14 protein-coding genes are annotated in these 14,193 nt (G+C 28.6%); 1 reads left to right on the forward strand and 13 read right to left on the reverse strand.

What is annotated here, in order from left to right:
* Positions 1-74 precede the first annotated feature (74 nt).
* The 6 genes from DUT90_RS09125 to DUT90_RS09150 all read right to left on the reverse strand — a co-directional run bounded on the left by DUT90_RS09125 (position 75) and on the right by DUT90_RS09150 (position 6,249).
* Positions 75-1,064, reverse strand: coding sequence for a phospholipase D-like domain-containing protein (locus tag DUT90_RS09125; protein ID WP_114426840.1), 990 nt, complete (start codon positions 1,062-1,064; stop codon positions 75-77).
* A 161-nt stretch (positions 1,065-1,225) separates the two neighbouring features.
* On the reverse strand, positions 1,226-1,639 hold the full coding sequence (locus DUT90_RS09130) for a PIN domain-containing protein (protein WP_114426841.1): 414 nt from the start codon (positions 1,637-1,639) through the stop codon (positions 1,226-1,228).
* Positions 1,636-1,884: a DUF6364 family protein gene (locus DUT90_RS09135; RefSeq protein WP_114426842.1), complete on the reverse strand. Its 249-nt coding sequence runs from the start codon at positions 1,882-1,884 to the stop codon at positions 1,636-1,638. The genes DUT90_RS09130 and DUT90_RS09135 overlap by 4 nt, the downstream gene beginning before the upstream one ends.
* 228 nt (positions 1,885-2,112) lie before the next feature.
* A complete protein-coding gene (locus DUT90_RS09140; RefSeq protein ID WP_114426892.1) occupies positions 2,113-3,321 on the reverse strand; it encodes a glycosyltransferase in 1,209 nt (402 codons plus the stop codon).
* A gap of 1,401 nt (positions 3,322-4,722) precedes the next feature.
* Positions 4,723-5,967 carry an oligosaccharide flippase family protein gene (locus DUT90_RS09145; RefSeq protein WP_181858174.1) on the reverse strand — a complete coding sequence of 415 codons (1,245 nt, stop codon included), beginning with the start codon at positions 5,965-5,967 and terminating at the stop codon, positions 4,723-4,725.
* Positions 5,968-5,973: 6 nt separating this feature from the next.
* A complete protein-coding gene (locus tag DUT90_RS09150; protein WP_114426843.1) occupies positions 5,974-6,249 on the reverse strand; it encodes a hypothetical protein in 276 nt (91 codons plus the stop codon).
* A gap of 143 nt (positions 6,250-6,392) precedes the next feature.
* Here DUT90_RS09150 and DUT90_RS09155 point away from each other — a divergent pair, with 143 nt between their 5' ends.
* Positions 6,393-8,456, forward strand: a complete 2,064-nt coding sequence (locus DUT90_RS09155) for a lipopolysaccharide assembly protein LapB (protein ID WP_181858175.1) — start codon at positions 6,393-6,395, stop codon at positions 8,454-8,456.
* A gap of 78 nt (positions 8,457-8,534) precedes the next feature.
* Here DUT90_RS09155 and DUT90_RS09160 read toward each other — a convergent pair whose 3' ends face one another.
* Genes DUT90_RS09160 through DUT90_RS09190 form a run of 7 tightly spaced genes read right to left on the reverse strand, consistent with a single transcriptional unit; the run spans position 8,535 to position 13,936 of the window.
* Positions 8,535-9,257, reverse strand: coding sequence for a LytTR family DNA-binding domain-containing protein (locus DUT90_RS09160; protein WP_114426844.1), 723 nt, complete (start codon positions 9,255-9,257; stop codon positions 8,535-8,537).
* A 4-nt stretch (positions 9,258-9,261) separates the two neighbouring features.
* Positions 9,262-9,582: an Hpt domain-containing protein gene (locus DUT90_RS09165; protein ID WP_114426845.1), complete on the reverse strand. Its 321-nt coding sequence runs from the start codon at positions 9,580-9,582 to the stop codon at positions 9,262-9,264.
* The gene (locus tag DUT90_RS09170) at positions 9,582-10,625 is read right to left on the reverse strand and encodes an ATP-binding protein (RefSeq protein WP_114426846.1); all 1,044 of its coding nucleotides are present in this window, start codon (positions 10,623-10,625) and stop codon (positions 9,582-9,584) included. The genes DUT90_RS09165 and DUT90_RS09170 overlap by 1 nt, the downstream gene beginning before the upstream one ends.
* On the reverse strand, positions 10,625-11,764 hold the full coding sequence (locus DUT90_RS09175; RefSeq protein ID WP_114426847.1) for an FIST signal transduction protein: 1,140 nt from the start codon (positions 11,762-11,764) through the stop codon (positions 10,625-10,627). The genes DUT90_RS09170 and DUT90_RS09175 overlap by 1 nt, the downstream gene beginning before the upstream one ends.
* Positions 11,765-12,982: an ATP-binding protein gene (locus DUT90_RS09180; RefSeq protein ID WP_114426848.1), complete on the reverse strand. Its 1,218-nt coding sequence runs from the start codon at positions 12,980-12,982 to the stop codon at positions 11,765-11,767.
* The gene (locus DUT90_RS09185; protein ID WP_114426849.1) at positions 12,983-13,522 is read right to left on the reverse strand and encodes a heme NO-binding domain-containing protein; all 540 of its coding nucleotides are present in this window, start codon (positions 13,520-13,522) and stop codon (positions 12,983-12,985) included. It abuts the gene before it with no gap.
* Entirely contained in the window at positions 13,523-13,936 is a 414-nt protein-coding gene (locus tag DUT90_RS09190; protein ID WP_114426850.1) for a response regulator, read from the reverse strand.
* Positions 13,937-14,193 lie beyond the last annotated feature (257 nt).

Below are 14,193 nucleotides of genomic sequence, written 5' to 3' on the forward strand. Positions count from 1 at the left end.
CGCAAAAACTTTCTTAAGTAAGCTAAAAATTAGCAATACACCTTATACTTTGTTTTGCATTCGTATTTTTTATTTTATTGTTCGATTTTATTCATTATAAAACTTGCAAAATCTGATTCTAATCTTATTTTATCTTTTTTAAAATTTAATGCACCTAATCCCTTACTCTTGTTATGGGTAATAAATTCAGTTGGGTTGTTTTCTAAGTATTCACTTATTAAGTTACTAGCGTACAAACTCTTTTTCATCCAGACTTTCCCAAAATCTGGTGTTAGGTTTTGTCCTGTTAAATAATAAGACCATCTTTTCATCCATTCTTCAGATTGTTCATTTTCAGTAAACTTAGCTCCTATTGTTTTTACTTTATATATTGTCAGTATTCTTTTTGCTCCAATTCCGTAAGCAATAATAATGTCGTTTACTCTTATTGCTTTTGGGTTTACTGCAAAATGTAATTCGACTTCCAGGTCCGAAAATTTTTGATTTTCTGTTATTGGATTTTCACTAACTCCAATAGGTTTTAACCAAAACTGGGGTAACTTTTTTTTCTGTGATATATTCCAAATTTTTGGAAGTTTGAATCCATAGTTTTCATCTTTGCTTTTTTCTTTCTTTTTATCTTTTGTTTCTTTTAGCTCAATGCGTTTTATTTTAATAGACTTTTTCCAAAAATTTTCATAAGTCGATATAGATTCTTTAGACTCTTCTTCATTTAGAAATATTCCAATTTCGTGTCTTCTATAAAAAGCTGTCTCGGTTAGATTAGCAGATGTAACAAGACATTTATTGTCAATTATGTAAATTTTTGCATGAACACCAGTCAAAGTTCTTAATTCGCCAGTTTTAATTATTCTTTTAAAGAACTTAAAATTTAGTTTAGATACTTCCTTTATATCAGTAATAAATTTTTTTTCAACTTTTGAACTGTTGATTTTATTATTACTTATCGTTTCTATAAATTTCAAACTTCCAACATAAGGCGAACAAATCCATATTCTATTTTTTGCAGAGTTAAGTAACCTAGCAAATTCATTTAACAATTCATTTCCGAATAATGTTTTCATTGGTTCATATATGATTCACAACACCTCTTATATTAAACCCTTTAGCGTTTACTTAGATAAATTATAAGATTTTATTAGATGCAATTTTTCTTTCAAGTCTAAAAATACAAAAAGTTCTATCAAAACGATAGAACTCTCATAAAAAGTTAGCATTATATATTCTAAAGAGATTTTAAAAACTCGTCTGCTGTCATTACAGGTAGTAATGATTTTTTAAAATCCTTTCCATTTCTTGTTATTATAATGTCACATTCTGATTCAGTAGCACTAAAATACTGTAAAGCATCCTCAAAATCCTTAATTGATGAGTTTAATCCTTTTTCAATTGTTTGTTCATCAAGAGAGCATATTTCACAAATAATTTTAAATTTTCTGAGTTTTTCTCTTGCAATTTTCTCGTTCTCAAATTTTGCTACAAAGTAATTTACTCTGGCAAAAGAAATGGGAGATATAACCATTGTGAGTTTTGCTTTTTCAGCCAAAGTTGCAATTTTAGCAATTGGCTCATAAAACGGTTTTCGTTCTCCTAAAAAATCCAACATCACGTTGGTATCTATAAAAATTCTTTTACTCATTTGTATTTCTCATTCAAATAGTCAGAATATTCTTTCTTATAGTCTAAATTAGCTGGAATTTCAGTTCCTGTTGAAATGCTTTTTACAAAAGGTGAAATTTCAAATTCAGCGGTATCATCATTAGAAGTCAAAGATTGTAAATAAGCTTCTACTATACGAGATAAACTCATTTTTTTATTTGAGGCATACTCCTTGGCTCTTTCAATAATTTCCTGATTAAGTTTTAAAGTTAATTTTTTATCCATCACAAATTATATATACGTACAAAAATAATAAAAAAATACGTGCATTAAATGTTAAAAGTAAACTTTAGTAAGTGGCATTGTTTTAACCAACTGCTTCCAGATCAATATTTTTAAGATTGATTTTGAAAATGTAATTTTTTTCTTTCAACTCTAAAAACACAAAAAAGTTCTATCAAAACGATAGAACTCTTGTATAAAAACTAGCTTGTATATATTTTAAAAAGGAGGTTATGCCTGAGCTACTTCAATCTTTTCAACAGATTTTTTGTTGTTAATCTTAGTAAATTCTTCCAAATACATGTTTGTAATTCTACCCATTGGAAAAGCAGTAGCTGCTTTGTAGTTGGTTTCCCCTAATTCTATTCTGTATGCTTCATTAGTTACAATTGCTTTAATGGCATTTGCTAAACTTGCTACATTTTCTGGTTCAAAGAATTCGCCTCTGTACCCTTCGTCTTCAATCAACGTAGCTAAATCACCTAAATTTGGCATTACTACTGCTCTACCATAACTGCCTGCTTGGTGTAAAACCCCAGAGCTTCCCGTAGTAGACGTATATGGAAACACCACTACGGCACTTTCTGTAAACAAAGGCGCTACCTCTTCTTCTTCTACATAACCTGTAAACGTTAGTTGCGAAACGTGTTTGTATTGGTTTTGTACATTCTCTAAGTATCCTGGCACATTTGGGTTGTCTGTTCCTGCAATTACAATCTCTAAATCTAAATTGGTCTCTTTTCTTACTTGCACTACTGCCTCTATCATAGATTCTACCTTTTTGTACGTACCAAACTTTCCGAAAGTCATTATTTTTAAAGGTCCTTTTGGTAATTCTTGCGAAGGATTTGCTGGTATTTCAAACGTTCCGTGTGGAATCATTTTTACGTTATCTACTTTGTATTTTTCTTTTAACGTATCTACATATTTATCCATGGTAACCGCCACTAGGTCTGCTTTTAAAATCAATTTTGTTAAGGTGGTTCCAATAAAATTATAGACTTTCTGCGCTATTTTGTTAGATGTAAATCCTGCACTTTCTAAATCTACCTGCTCTAAAATATTATGTAACAACACAATCGTAGGGATCCTTTTGATTTTACAAATTAAGGGCAGCGCTAAGCCTAAAGCTGCTGCTATCTTTTTATCGCCAAACTTCATAAACTGCAAGTTGAACAATACTGCATCTGGTTTGGTCTGGTTGATGGCTCTAGTAACATTTACAATGTTTGCATAACTGTTAAACTTCCAGCATTCTTTGATGGTTATTTTACATCCATTTTCTTCAAAATTGATGTCTTTTGCCTCTGGAGTTTCATCGGTTAACAAAATAATTTCTGTAATGGTTTCTTTAGTTCTAAAACTTTTTACCAAGTGGTATGCATACTCATTTAAAGTTACTTTACTAGGCGGAAATGCGGTTACGATTGCTAGTTTCATGATGTTTTTGTTTTTAATGATACCACAAATTTCAGGCATTTACACGTTTAAAAATCCCCTACTGGGTTTAAACACATATATGTATAGACGAATGGAAAAGATGTTAAGATGTTGCTTTTTATCGAGTGGAAATAGTCTTCGATAAACGGATTGTCACATCGAGTGGATTCAATTGACGCTAGGAAAATTGAATTTGTATCGAGATGTTTTTCTTAATATTAAATATTAGATCCGTTCATATGTTCTCGATACAATTTTCTTCCTTCGTCAGAAAATTACTCGACCTGACAAAACCTTTTTCAAAATCTACTAAAAAGTCAAATTGAGCTTGTTGAAGTTTTTTTATGAACTAGTTTTTTTGACGCTACCTCTGTAAAAAAATCCCTGAACGTTTAATTAATTCTTTCTTTTTTTCATTGACAAAAAAAGAAACAAAAAAGTCTAGGCTGATGAAAATTTGTCTAAATTTTACATTCAACTTCTTAATTTCAGAAACTCGCTAACGCTCAAACAGTCTGAAATTATAACGAAGTTTTCATTTTAAATTTTACAACAAATTTTCAATATGCCGTTTTTACCAAATAAGATAATTTAATAGATATTTTTAGACTCAAACGTTAAACTGAGCTTGTCGAAGTTTTCTTTACTAACATAAACTAGTCTTCGACAGGCTCAGACTGACGAGTGTAACATTAAGTTTTCTGACAAATGTCAAACTGAGCTTGTCGAAGTTTTGCTTATGAATTAAGATCTTCTTTAACAATACCTCTATAAAAAAATCCCTGAACGTTTAATTAATACTTTCTTTTTTTCATTGACAAAAAAAGAAACAAAAAAGTCTAGGCTGATGAAAATTTGTCTAAATTTTACATTCAACTCCTTAATTTCAGAAACTCACTAACGCTCAAACAGTCTGAAATTATAACGAAGTTTTCATTTTAAATTTTACAACAAATTTTCAATATGCCGTTTTTACCAAATAAAATAATTTAATAGATATTTTTAAACTCAAACGTAAAACTATGCTTGTCGAAGTTTTGCTTATGAATTAGGATCTTCTTTAACAATACCTCTATAAAAAAATCCCTGAACGTTTAATGAATACTTTCTTTTTTTCATTGACAAAAAAAGAAATAAAAAAATCTAGGCTGATGAAAATTTGTCTAAATTTTATATTCAACTTCTTAATTTCAGAAACTCGCTAACGCTCAAACAGTCTGAAATTATAACGAAGTTTTCATTTTAAATTTTACAACAAATTTTTAATATGCCGTTTTTACCAAATAAAATAATTTTAGAATCAAACATAAAACGGAGCTTATTGAAGTTTTATTTACAAACATAAAATAGTCTTCGACAAGCTCAGAATGACAGTAAACTGTATAGAGCTCATATTTATTTTTATCGCTTTGCATCTTTATAGAAAAAGTAACTCAACTGCACAATCAATAATAAAATCATTGCAAAAATTTGCACATAAACTACTTGTGCTAAAGACTCGTGAAAGAATAAAATCAGTACAATTTGAAGCATTCCAAAAAGTCCAGACAAAACCACTGGTACATATTTGTCTAAAGACAAATAATAGTACGCAAATATGTTTGAGATGGCAAAAATACCCGTAGCCAAGGCATATTTCCATAATAATGGAGCAATTACCAAATACTCATTTCCGAATAATAATTTAATAATTGTTTCAGGAAACAAATAACAACCTGCTACAATTGTAATGGCAATAAAAGCAATGTATCCCAAATATTTTATTAAAATAGGTAAGGTAGATTTCCCTTCTTTTTTCAACTGAATTACAGAAGGTAATAACAACATGACAAACATCCACGCAATAAAATAAACTACTCTACCAATTAAGGCTAAAGACGCGTATAAACCCGCTTCATGTGCTTCAAAATAATGCTTTACCAAAAGAATATCGCTATTGTTTATTACAATCTGAGTCAATTCGTAAAACGCAGTAATGATGAAGAAGTTTTTTACTAATTTCTTTTCTGTTATCGGTAATGCTATGGATTTCAATTGAAAAATTTGTTTATTTTTAAAAGGAAACAACCCAAAAATAAAAGAACAAAAAATACCAATAGCTATTACCAAAGAAGTGTCTAGCACTTGCAAAAAAGCAAGCAATAAAAAGGTTATTCCTAAACGGCTAATCATTTCTGTTTGATAGGTTACCGATAAAGATTTGAGTTCTTTCTTCCCTTGAAAAATACCTCTATTTACACTCATTAAAAAGTAAAAAGGTACTCCCAACCCAAAAACAACAAACATATTAGACGATGTTGTTTTAAAGAAATGCTGTAAGTTTGTTGCAAAAAAGACAATTGCTATACCTAGTACAATTCCGGTTATTAATGCATTTCTAAACGTATTTGAAATAAAGGCTGTAAAAACAGATTTTTCAAAAACTACAGAAAACTTTGCTGTTACCAGTTGAAAGGTCATCGCTACAAAAGAAAGCACCAATAAAAAAGTAATTAATATGGCTGCGTCTGCAAATTTTTCTGGTCCTAATACCCTACCCAATACTAAATTATAAAGGTAGTTGCCTCCGTTTACCAAAAGCACGCTTAGCATAAACAATTGCTCTGGTTGTATTTTTTTTCTGATTTTTTGTAAAGCGATTTCCATAATATATTATGCTACCTTTTGATTAAATTGATCGTAAATATCTTTGCATCCGTAACCAACAATAGAAAATATCTTGTTGCTTTTTTCTGCTTTATCCATCATAAAAAATAATGCTTGTAAGCCTTGCTTGTCTATTGCATTAATTTCTTCTATGTTAATTACTATTTTATTTTCCTTTCTAAAAAGTTGATTGAAATACGTAATAAGAACTAATTTTGACATCACATTTATTTGCCCTTTTAAGTAGTACGCTCCTTTTTTTTGTGTAATTTGTAAAGCCATGATTTTTTTGTTTTAGTGTTATTATCTGCTACAAATATCATAAGGAAACTCTCATTAAATATACTAGTGTAGACGAATGACCGAATTGTTCCGATTAATGATTTATAGCTATTGCTTAACTTGCTTTTAGAAAATTAAACTACATGATGCTAAGAAAAACACTATCCCTTTTTATACTTTTAACAACTATTTCTTTGTTTTCTCAAGACATGAAAGAAGGCTTTACCTATTTAGAAACTGGTAAATACCAAAAAGCTGAATCTTTTTTTAAAGTAATCTTAAAAGATTTTCCTAAAAACAAAACAGCTAGACTTTGTTACGGTAGAGCTGTTGGTTTAAATGGAGGGGCTACTAAAGCCGTACAATTATTTACCAGTCTTTTAAAAGACTACCCAAACGATTTTGAAGTAAAATTAAATTATGCTGAATCTTTATTGTGGAGTAAGCAATTTGATAAAGCGAAAAGCTATTATAAAAACTTGGTAAAAGAAGATGCTCAAAGTTTTCCTGCATTATTAGGTTACGCAAATACTTTATCGAATTTAAAAGAGTATAATGATGCCTTAATTTATGTTGATAAAGCTTTGACCGTTATTCCAGATAACCCAAATGCTTTGGTTTCTAAAAAATACATGCGACTAGGTTTGGCAAACCTTAAAATTCAGACCAAAGAATACCAACGTTCTGAAGAATTACTACTAGAAAATTTACAAACCTTTACAAACGATAAAGAAACCCTACAAAACTTGGCCAACTTGTATTTGATTTCTGAGCAAATTGACAAAGCAAAAGATACTTTTGAACAACTTGGAGAAAATCCAAAAAATAAATTAACCGCTTTAAATGGCATTGCATTAACTTACCATTTAAAAGGTGATGAAAAAACAGCACTTGCCACTAGTAAAATAGCTTTAGAAAGTATTGATGAAAATACGTCTAAAACGTTACAAAATCAAACAAAAGAAAGATACGTACAAGCCTTAATCTGGAACAGCAAATACAAAGAAGCTGAGGCGGAAATCAATACACTTTTAAAGGATAATAAAGATCCAGAAAACTGGATGCTTTCTTTAAGAGCAACATTGAATACGTATAAAAGTGATTTTAAAAAGAGTTTAGACGATTACAATCTTATTTTACAACAAGACAGTACTTCTTTTGATGGCAACCTAGGAAAAGCTAATGCTTTAAAAGCTTCTGGATATATAAACAAGGCGTATAAAAGTGCTGAGAATACTTTAAAATTTTATACGAATCAAAAAGATGCCATGAATTTCATCAAACAACTGGATCAAAGTTTTATTCCGAGTATAGAAACAAAAGTAAGTTACTCTTTTGATAATGGAGATAACATCGCGTATTCGTATACTGCAAATACAGTATTTCCATTATCAACAAAACTTAAGATTTTAGCCAATTACAATTATAGAACAACTTCTAATGATGTTTTAGACGTAGCGGCTAGTGCTAACAACATTTTAGTTGGTACCGCTTATCAAATAAAAAACAACATTACACTACAAAGTAGTTTTGGAGTAACCGCTTCGTCTTCTGAAGTTATTGATTACAATCAGTTTATAACAGATATTTTTCTAAAAATAAAACCGTTAAAACTGCAAAATTTAGACTTTGGCTATAAAAGAGATATTCAGAATTTTAATGCCGAATTATTAAATAGAGAAATTATACAAAATAATTGGATTGTAAATTACAATCTAAACACAAACTTTAATTTAGGCTGGTTTACTCAATATTATTATACTTCTCAAAGTGATGAAAACACCCGAAACTTATTATTTACCTCTTTGTATTACAATATTTTAAAGAAACCTGCTTTAAAAGCAGGTATTAATTACCAATACATCACTTTTAAAGATCAAGTGCCTACGATCTATTTTAGTCCGAGTCGTTTTAATGCAATTGAAGTGTTTACAAACATTATTAAAGATGAAGGAATTGCTAAACCAAAAGAATGGTTTTACATGTTAACAGCAGCAACTGGTTTTCAATATATTGAAGATGGAGAAAGGCAAAGTACTTATAGAGTTCAAGGTCAATTTGGTTACAAGTTTTCTGAAAGAAGTGTTTTAAATATTTACGGTTTACGAAGTAATATTGCCTCTGCAACGGCTGCTGGTTTTACGTTTAATGAAATTGGACTACGTTTTCAATGGCAATTTTTAAAGAAACCAATTTTTAAAAGATAAAATTTCAACTAAAGAATTACTTATGTAATTAAAAAAATAAAACCTCACATTTCAAAAAAAATTGTGAGGTTTTTATATTTAAAGTAAATCTAGTCGTTTCATAAGTTCTGGTCTTTTAGAACGACTAACCGGAATAACGTCTCGTTTAATTAAAACGCTATTGTCTTCTATATCTATAATCTTTTTAAGATTGATAATGTAAGAACGGTGGACTTTTAAAAATAAAGCATCTGGTAATTTTTCTTCAATCTTTTTTAAGGTTGAATGCACCGTATACTCTTTTTCTTCGGTTTTTATTTTAATATAATCTCCTTTTGCTTCTACCAAGTAAATACTGGGTAAATCTATTTTAATGAGCCTTCTATCTATATTAATATAAAAGTCGTTATCAATATCTTTACTTACTAGTGTTTTTGCTGTTACAACAGGGCTAGGATCTGCAGAAGCTAACTCAAACTTTTCTGCTTTATGAATAGCTTTTTGAAAACGAGTAGCTGTTATTGGTTTTAATAAGTAATCTACAATAAAATCATACTCAAAAGCTTCTATAGCAAATTGAGGATCTGAAGTTGTTAAAATAATTTTTGGTGGTGATTTTAGTGTTTTAATAAAATCTAGTCCGCTGAAAGCGGGCATATGAATGTCAAGAAAAATTAAATCAACTTTATTATCGTTTAAAAATTTCATAGCCTCTATTGCATTGGGAAATTCTTCAACAAGATGTAACGAATTAATTTCATTACATAGGGTTTTTAAAACGACCCTTGCCATTTTTTCATCATCAATAATAATACAATCCATAAACTTATATAGTTTCTATATAATTTGTAATTGCTATTAAAATTTTCTCAAAATCTTGTTGCTTTTCTAAGCTATGTTCACGAAGATTATGTTCAAATTCATTAGCTATTTTATAACTCTTTTCAAGTCCTAAAATACTAATTTTATGTTTAAGTCTATGAACGTTTTCTTCTATTTTTTTAAACTCTTGTTCTTTTACACTCTTGTAATAGTCTTCTTTTTCTTCAGGAAATTCTGTTTTTATAACCGTTATCAGCTCATTTTTAATTGCTTCATCTCCTCTAGCTAATTGATTTACGTAATTTAAATTGGGGGTTTCTTGCATTACTTTTTTAGTTTAAAATAAAATATGGTTCCTTTGTCTACAACTGATTTCAACCAGATTTCTCCGTTATACATTTCTACAATTTTTTTGACTATTGATAACCCAATACCTGAAGATTTATAGTTGTCTTCTAATTTTTGAAAAGCAATAAAAATTTTATCAAAATATTTTTGATCGATTCCTTTTCCGTTATCCTTTACATAAAACTCCCAAAAATCATCTTTCTCTTCACTACCAATTTCTATTTCAATAATTTCTTTGTCATTAAACTGAATTGCATTTTGGATTAAATGTATAAAAAGTAATTCTAACTTAGATTTGTTTCCTTTAACAATTGGTAGGGCATTGGATTTTATAAAATGAATATTACTCTTTTTATCAATGTTTTCAAAAACACTATCTATAATAATATTTAAATCTACATCGTACGTTTCATCTTCTAATTTACCAACAGTAGAATAATCTAAAATACCTTTTACCAAAATATCTATTTTTTCTACATTCTCTTTTATTAAATTGAGATTATCTTTACCCATTTCTCCTAAAACATCAGCATAATCTTCTATCACCCATGTTGTAAGAGCTTCTATACTTTGTAGTGGTGATTTTAAATCATGAGAAACTAACTGTGCATAGTCATTTAACTCTCTATTTTGACGTTCTAAACTTTTTACTAATTTATCTTTTTGTTGATTGATTTTTATAATCTCCTTAGTTTGGTTGTCTATAAAATCTGCTAACTTTAAAGAATCTGAACTTTCTGTTGGTCTATCATCACCTAAATCATAAAACTGAAATTTATCAATGACACCTTCTAACTTCTTAATTACTTGTTTTTGAGATTCAGTTTCTTTTGTTAGTTGTTTATTCACATTAAAAAGTTCATCAGAACTAATTTTTGTTGCTCTTTGTAACATTGCAAATTGCTCGTCTGAAGTGGTGTACGATCTATCTATAGCATCTAAAAATTTTTCTAACTTTTTTTCAGACCTCAACTCTTCAGGTAAAAACTTTCGTATTTGTCTTTTTAACAATGAATTCATTACTCGCTAATTAAGGTAACTGTCATGGTTTGGTTGTGCAACTGACAATTGTTTTCTCCTATAAAAGGAGCTATTTCTCCATAAGAATATAAGCCTGTGATTGTTGGAGATTTCCCCACAACTTCCATTACTTCTTCTACTTCTTCTTCAACTCTTTGGTCTAATACTAATTTTCTACCAATACAACTTACCAAAATGGCTAATTCTGCCTCACTTTCTCTTAATTCTGATGCGTTTATTGCCGCATTTTCTGCTGCATTTACAATATTATCTACATTGGTCATCATTAACTGCACTTTAGAATTTTCAAAAATATCTCCTGCTAAAATCATTGAATTCTCTTCTTCATTTATATTTAAAATAGTTCTAACAATAGAATGATTTTCTTTTGTAGACTTTACACTTAAAGGATATAATAAAGCAGCTCCAGGTAAATCTTTAGATTTTTCACCTAAGTATTTTTTATACAAATCTAAAGCGGGTAGATTGTCTAACTCATATAAAACATTACCTTTAGATTTTGTCACTATTCTTTCTGGTCCAAAAGGCGTCCATCCTCCATTAATAGAAAAGGAAACCTCCAATGAATCTCCATATAGCCCAATTGCTACAATTTCTCCCTGTTTGGGATTTTCATTATAAGATGAAATTGTTTTTTCAAACCGAGCATCATCTCCACACAATGCACCTGTAATTAATAAATTGTTGTCTGTTGCAGCATTCATCCCTTTTGTTAACTGACTTCCATTTATAAAACTTCCTTCAGAAAGAACAAATGTGTATTTTAAGTTTTCTACAGGTAGTTGTTCTATTAGTTTTTGCCCTAATATGTAACTATCTAGTTGTTTTGTATCATCTAAGACATTGATTCTTTTTATTACAAAATTACTTCTTTCAAATTCTATTGCCGTAATAGTTACAGAATTTTCATTAACTGCTAGAGAAGAAATATCTCCTGAAGATGAACCAAATACTATATGACCGTCTTGAAAAAGATTTCTTACTTCTTGATAAATATCTTTATCTTCTAACATATATCTATTACCAAAAACAAGCACTAATGGATTATTTAGCGGAATATTTTTAGATAAATATTGCCAATCTGAATTGTTATTTTTTTTGAGTTGTACTGTTTTCATCTAATTTTTTTTTATAGTAAAATAAAATGTTGTTCCTTTATTTAATTGGCTTTCTAACCAAATTTCTCCCTCATATAAATCAATTATTTTTTTTACAATTGATAATCCTATACCAGATGAGTCTTCTCTTTTTTGTAAAGAGTGAAATACTTCAAAGATTTTATCATGATATTTTTGCTCTATACCAATACCATTATCTTTTATAGAAAATTGATAAAATTTCGATTCTTCTCTACAATCAATTTCTACAATGCCATTTTCTTTATCACAAAACTTAATAGCATTGCTAATAAAATTCTGAAATAGTTGTTGAAATTTGGTGAAATCTCCTTGTATAGTAGGAAGGGGAGTTAAAACAGAAATCTTTATATTCTCTGGGATAAACAGTACTTTTTTTAAATTTTGTAAAACCTTATTTAAATCTACTTCTTCTTTTTTTTGTGTATCTGCTCCTGCACTAGAGTACTCTAAAATATTAGAAATTAATTTCTCCATAGTTTCAAGAGTGGTATCAATTAAGTCAAAATTTTGAAGTGTTATATCATCTAATTTACCTTCATTGTCTGATTTTATCCAAGATATCAATGCATTAATACTTCTTAATGGCGATTTTAGATCATGAGAAACTATATGAGCATATTCTTGTAATTCTTGATTGCTATTTTTTAATTCTTTAAGAATAGTTTCTTTTTGTTCTTCTAAAATTTTTATCTCTGTAATATCTCTAACTACACCTTGGGCTCCTATAGGTGTTTTATTTTTGTTATAAATAATGCTAGAATTTATTTGAACCCATCTTACTGAGTTGTTCTTAGTAATTATTCTTGCTGTATAATCTAAAAAACTACCTTTTTCTTTTAGTTTTTTATAAGAAGACATTGCGTAACTATAATCTTCTGGATATATAAGATCTGTAACATTAAGAGACTCTTTTCCAATATCGTAACCAAAAAGAGTTTCTGCAACATCATTCATTCGTAAAACATTACCAAACAAATCCATAACAACATAAGCATCATTAATATTCTCAAAAACACCTTGTAACTGAATCGTTTTTTCGTTAAGTAAATTTTCTAGTTGTTGATTTACTTTTTTAAGCGTTATAGAGGTATTATAAAGCTCTAAGGATTTTTCTTCAAGAATTTTTTCTGCTGCTTTTCTAGCTTTTCTTTCTCTTTCTAAAGTTCTTTCTAAAATTTCAATTTTTTTAAAACTCATTTAATTTTTATTGATAATAAACCTTACCTCTGTACCATCTTCTTTTATTTTTTCTAAAACAATTGTAGCTGTACTATTGAAATGTTCAAAAGTTTTATTCATCAATCCTAACCCAAAATGATGCATAGCTCTACTAGACTTATAAATCATTTCTAAAGAGTCTTCAGTTTTAGATTCTACAATAAAGGTTGGTAATTTTGCTTCAGGATAGATTTTACGAACCTCTACATGAATGTGGTTTTCTATGGAAGATAACATCTCTATTGGATCTTTATAGGTTGCTAATAATCCTGGATAACTAGTTTCTATAACTGAAAAAAAGTGTTCTGCATAGACTAAAAGTAAATCATCTATAGAAATGTTTGTGTTGTTACTTAAATTTTGAAGTAATTGTAACATTTCTGAAAAATTATATGTACCAATAGCGGTATATATACCTTCTGACTTCAAGTTAGATTGCGAAATAATGGTATCTACCATTTCTATTCCAAATTTATCTTCTACTAAGTCTAAAAACTCTGTAAAAATAATTCCTTTCATTTATATTTTTTTTAGTTGATTAATACTCCAATAAGATAATACAGCCCCAATTTTATGAACATAATCATCATATTTTAAAGGTTTTAAAATATAACCCGAAACTCCAATTTTATAACACTCAAACAAATCTTTTTGATTATCTGATGTTGTTAAAATTATTACTGGAATATGTTTTAAAGCATCATTATCTTTGATTATTTTTAAAAATTCTATACCGCTTATTTTTGGCATGTTTAAATCTAATAAAATTATATCAGGATATTTACTTTTATCTTTTAAAATTTCTAAAGCTTCTTCACCATTTTTGGCTTCATGTAATGTATGATCTAGTTTAAGAAAAGAAATTGTCCGTTTCATTTTCATAATCTCTATCAAATTATCTTCTATTAATAAGATATTTAAATTTTTGCTCATTTTAGTACATTCTTATGGTTACGATATACGATATTAATCTATTTTTACTATACTTTAATTTTTTACTGGTTTACAAAAATTAAAGTATAGATGAAATACTTTTAAGTGTAGACGAACGGAAATACATGGTATACAAAAAACCACATCAAAAAGATGTGGTTTTTAATTTGTATTCTAAAAAACAAGTGTTATTCAATAATCACTTTTTTATTAAGTATTCCTTTATCTGATTTTAATTTGATGATATAAAATCCGGT

Source organism: Polaribacter sp. WD7, assembly GCF_003335085.1.
In the GTDB taxonomy this organism is placed as follows: Bacteria; Bacteroidota; Bacteroidia; order Flavobacteriales; family Flavobacteriaceae; genus Polaribacter.

Bases quoted from the DNA above. Each gene is read 5' to 3' on its own strand.
- DUT90_RS09170 (WP_114426846.1), bottom strand. From the start codon at position 10,625: ATGAATTCATTGTTAAAAAGACAAATACGAAAGTTTTTACCTGAAGAG.
- DUT90_RS09190 (WP_114426850.1), bottom strand. From the start codon at position 13,936: ATGAGCAAAAATTTAAATATCTTATTAATAGAAGATAATTTGATAGAG.
- DUT90_RS09180 (WP_114426848.1), bottom strand. From the start codon at position 12,982: ATGAGTTTTAAAAAAATTGAAATTTTAGAAAGAACTTTAGAAAGAGAA.
- DUT90_RS09155 (WP_181858175.1), top strand. From the start codon at position 6,393: ATGATGCTAAGAAAAACACTATCCCTTTTTATACTTTTAACAACTATT.
- DUT90_RS09165 (WP_114426845.1), bottom strand. From the start codon at position 9,582: ATGCAAGAAACCCCCAATTTAAATTACGTAAATCAATTAGCTAGAGGA.
- DUT90_RS09175 (WP_114426847.1), bottom strand. From the start codon at position 11,764: ATGAAAACAGTACAACTCAAAAAAAATAACAATTCAGATTGGCAATAT.
- DUT90_RS09130 (WP_114426841.1), bottom strand. From the start codon at position 1,639: ATGAGTAAAAGAATTTTTATAGATACCAACGTGATGTTGGATTTTTTA.
- DUT90_RS09150 (WP_114426843.1), bottom strand. From the start codon at position 6,249: ATGGCTTTACAAATTACACAAAAAAAAGGAGCGTACTACTTAAAAGGG.
- DUT90_RS09140 (WP_114426892.1), bottom strand. From the start codon at position 3,321: ATGAAACTAGCAATCGTAACCGCATTTCCGCCTAGTAAAGTAACTTTA.
- DUT90_RS09145 (WP_181858174.1), bottom strand. From the start codon at position 5,967: ATGGAAATCGCTTTACAAAAAATCAGAAAAAAAATACAACCAGAGCAA.
- DUT90_RS09125 (WP_114426840.1), bottom strand. From the start codon at position 1,064: ATGAAAACATTATTCGGAAATGAATTGTTAAATGAATTTGCTAGGTTA.
- DUT90_RS09160 (WP_114426844.1), bottom strand. From the start codon at position 9,257: ATGGATTGTATTATTATTGATGATGAAAAAATGGCAAGGGTCGTTTTA.
- DUT90_RS09135 (WP_114426842.1), bottom strand. From the start codon at position 1,884: ATGGATAAAAAATTAACTTTAAAACTTAATCAGGAAATTATTGAAAGA.
- DUT90_RS09185 (WP_114426849.1), bottom strand. From the start codon at position 13,522: ATGAAAGGAATTATTTTTACAGAGTTTTTAGACTTAGTAGAAGATAAA.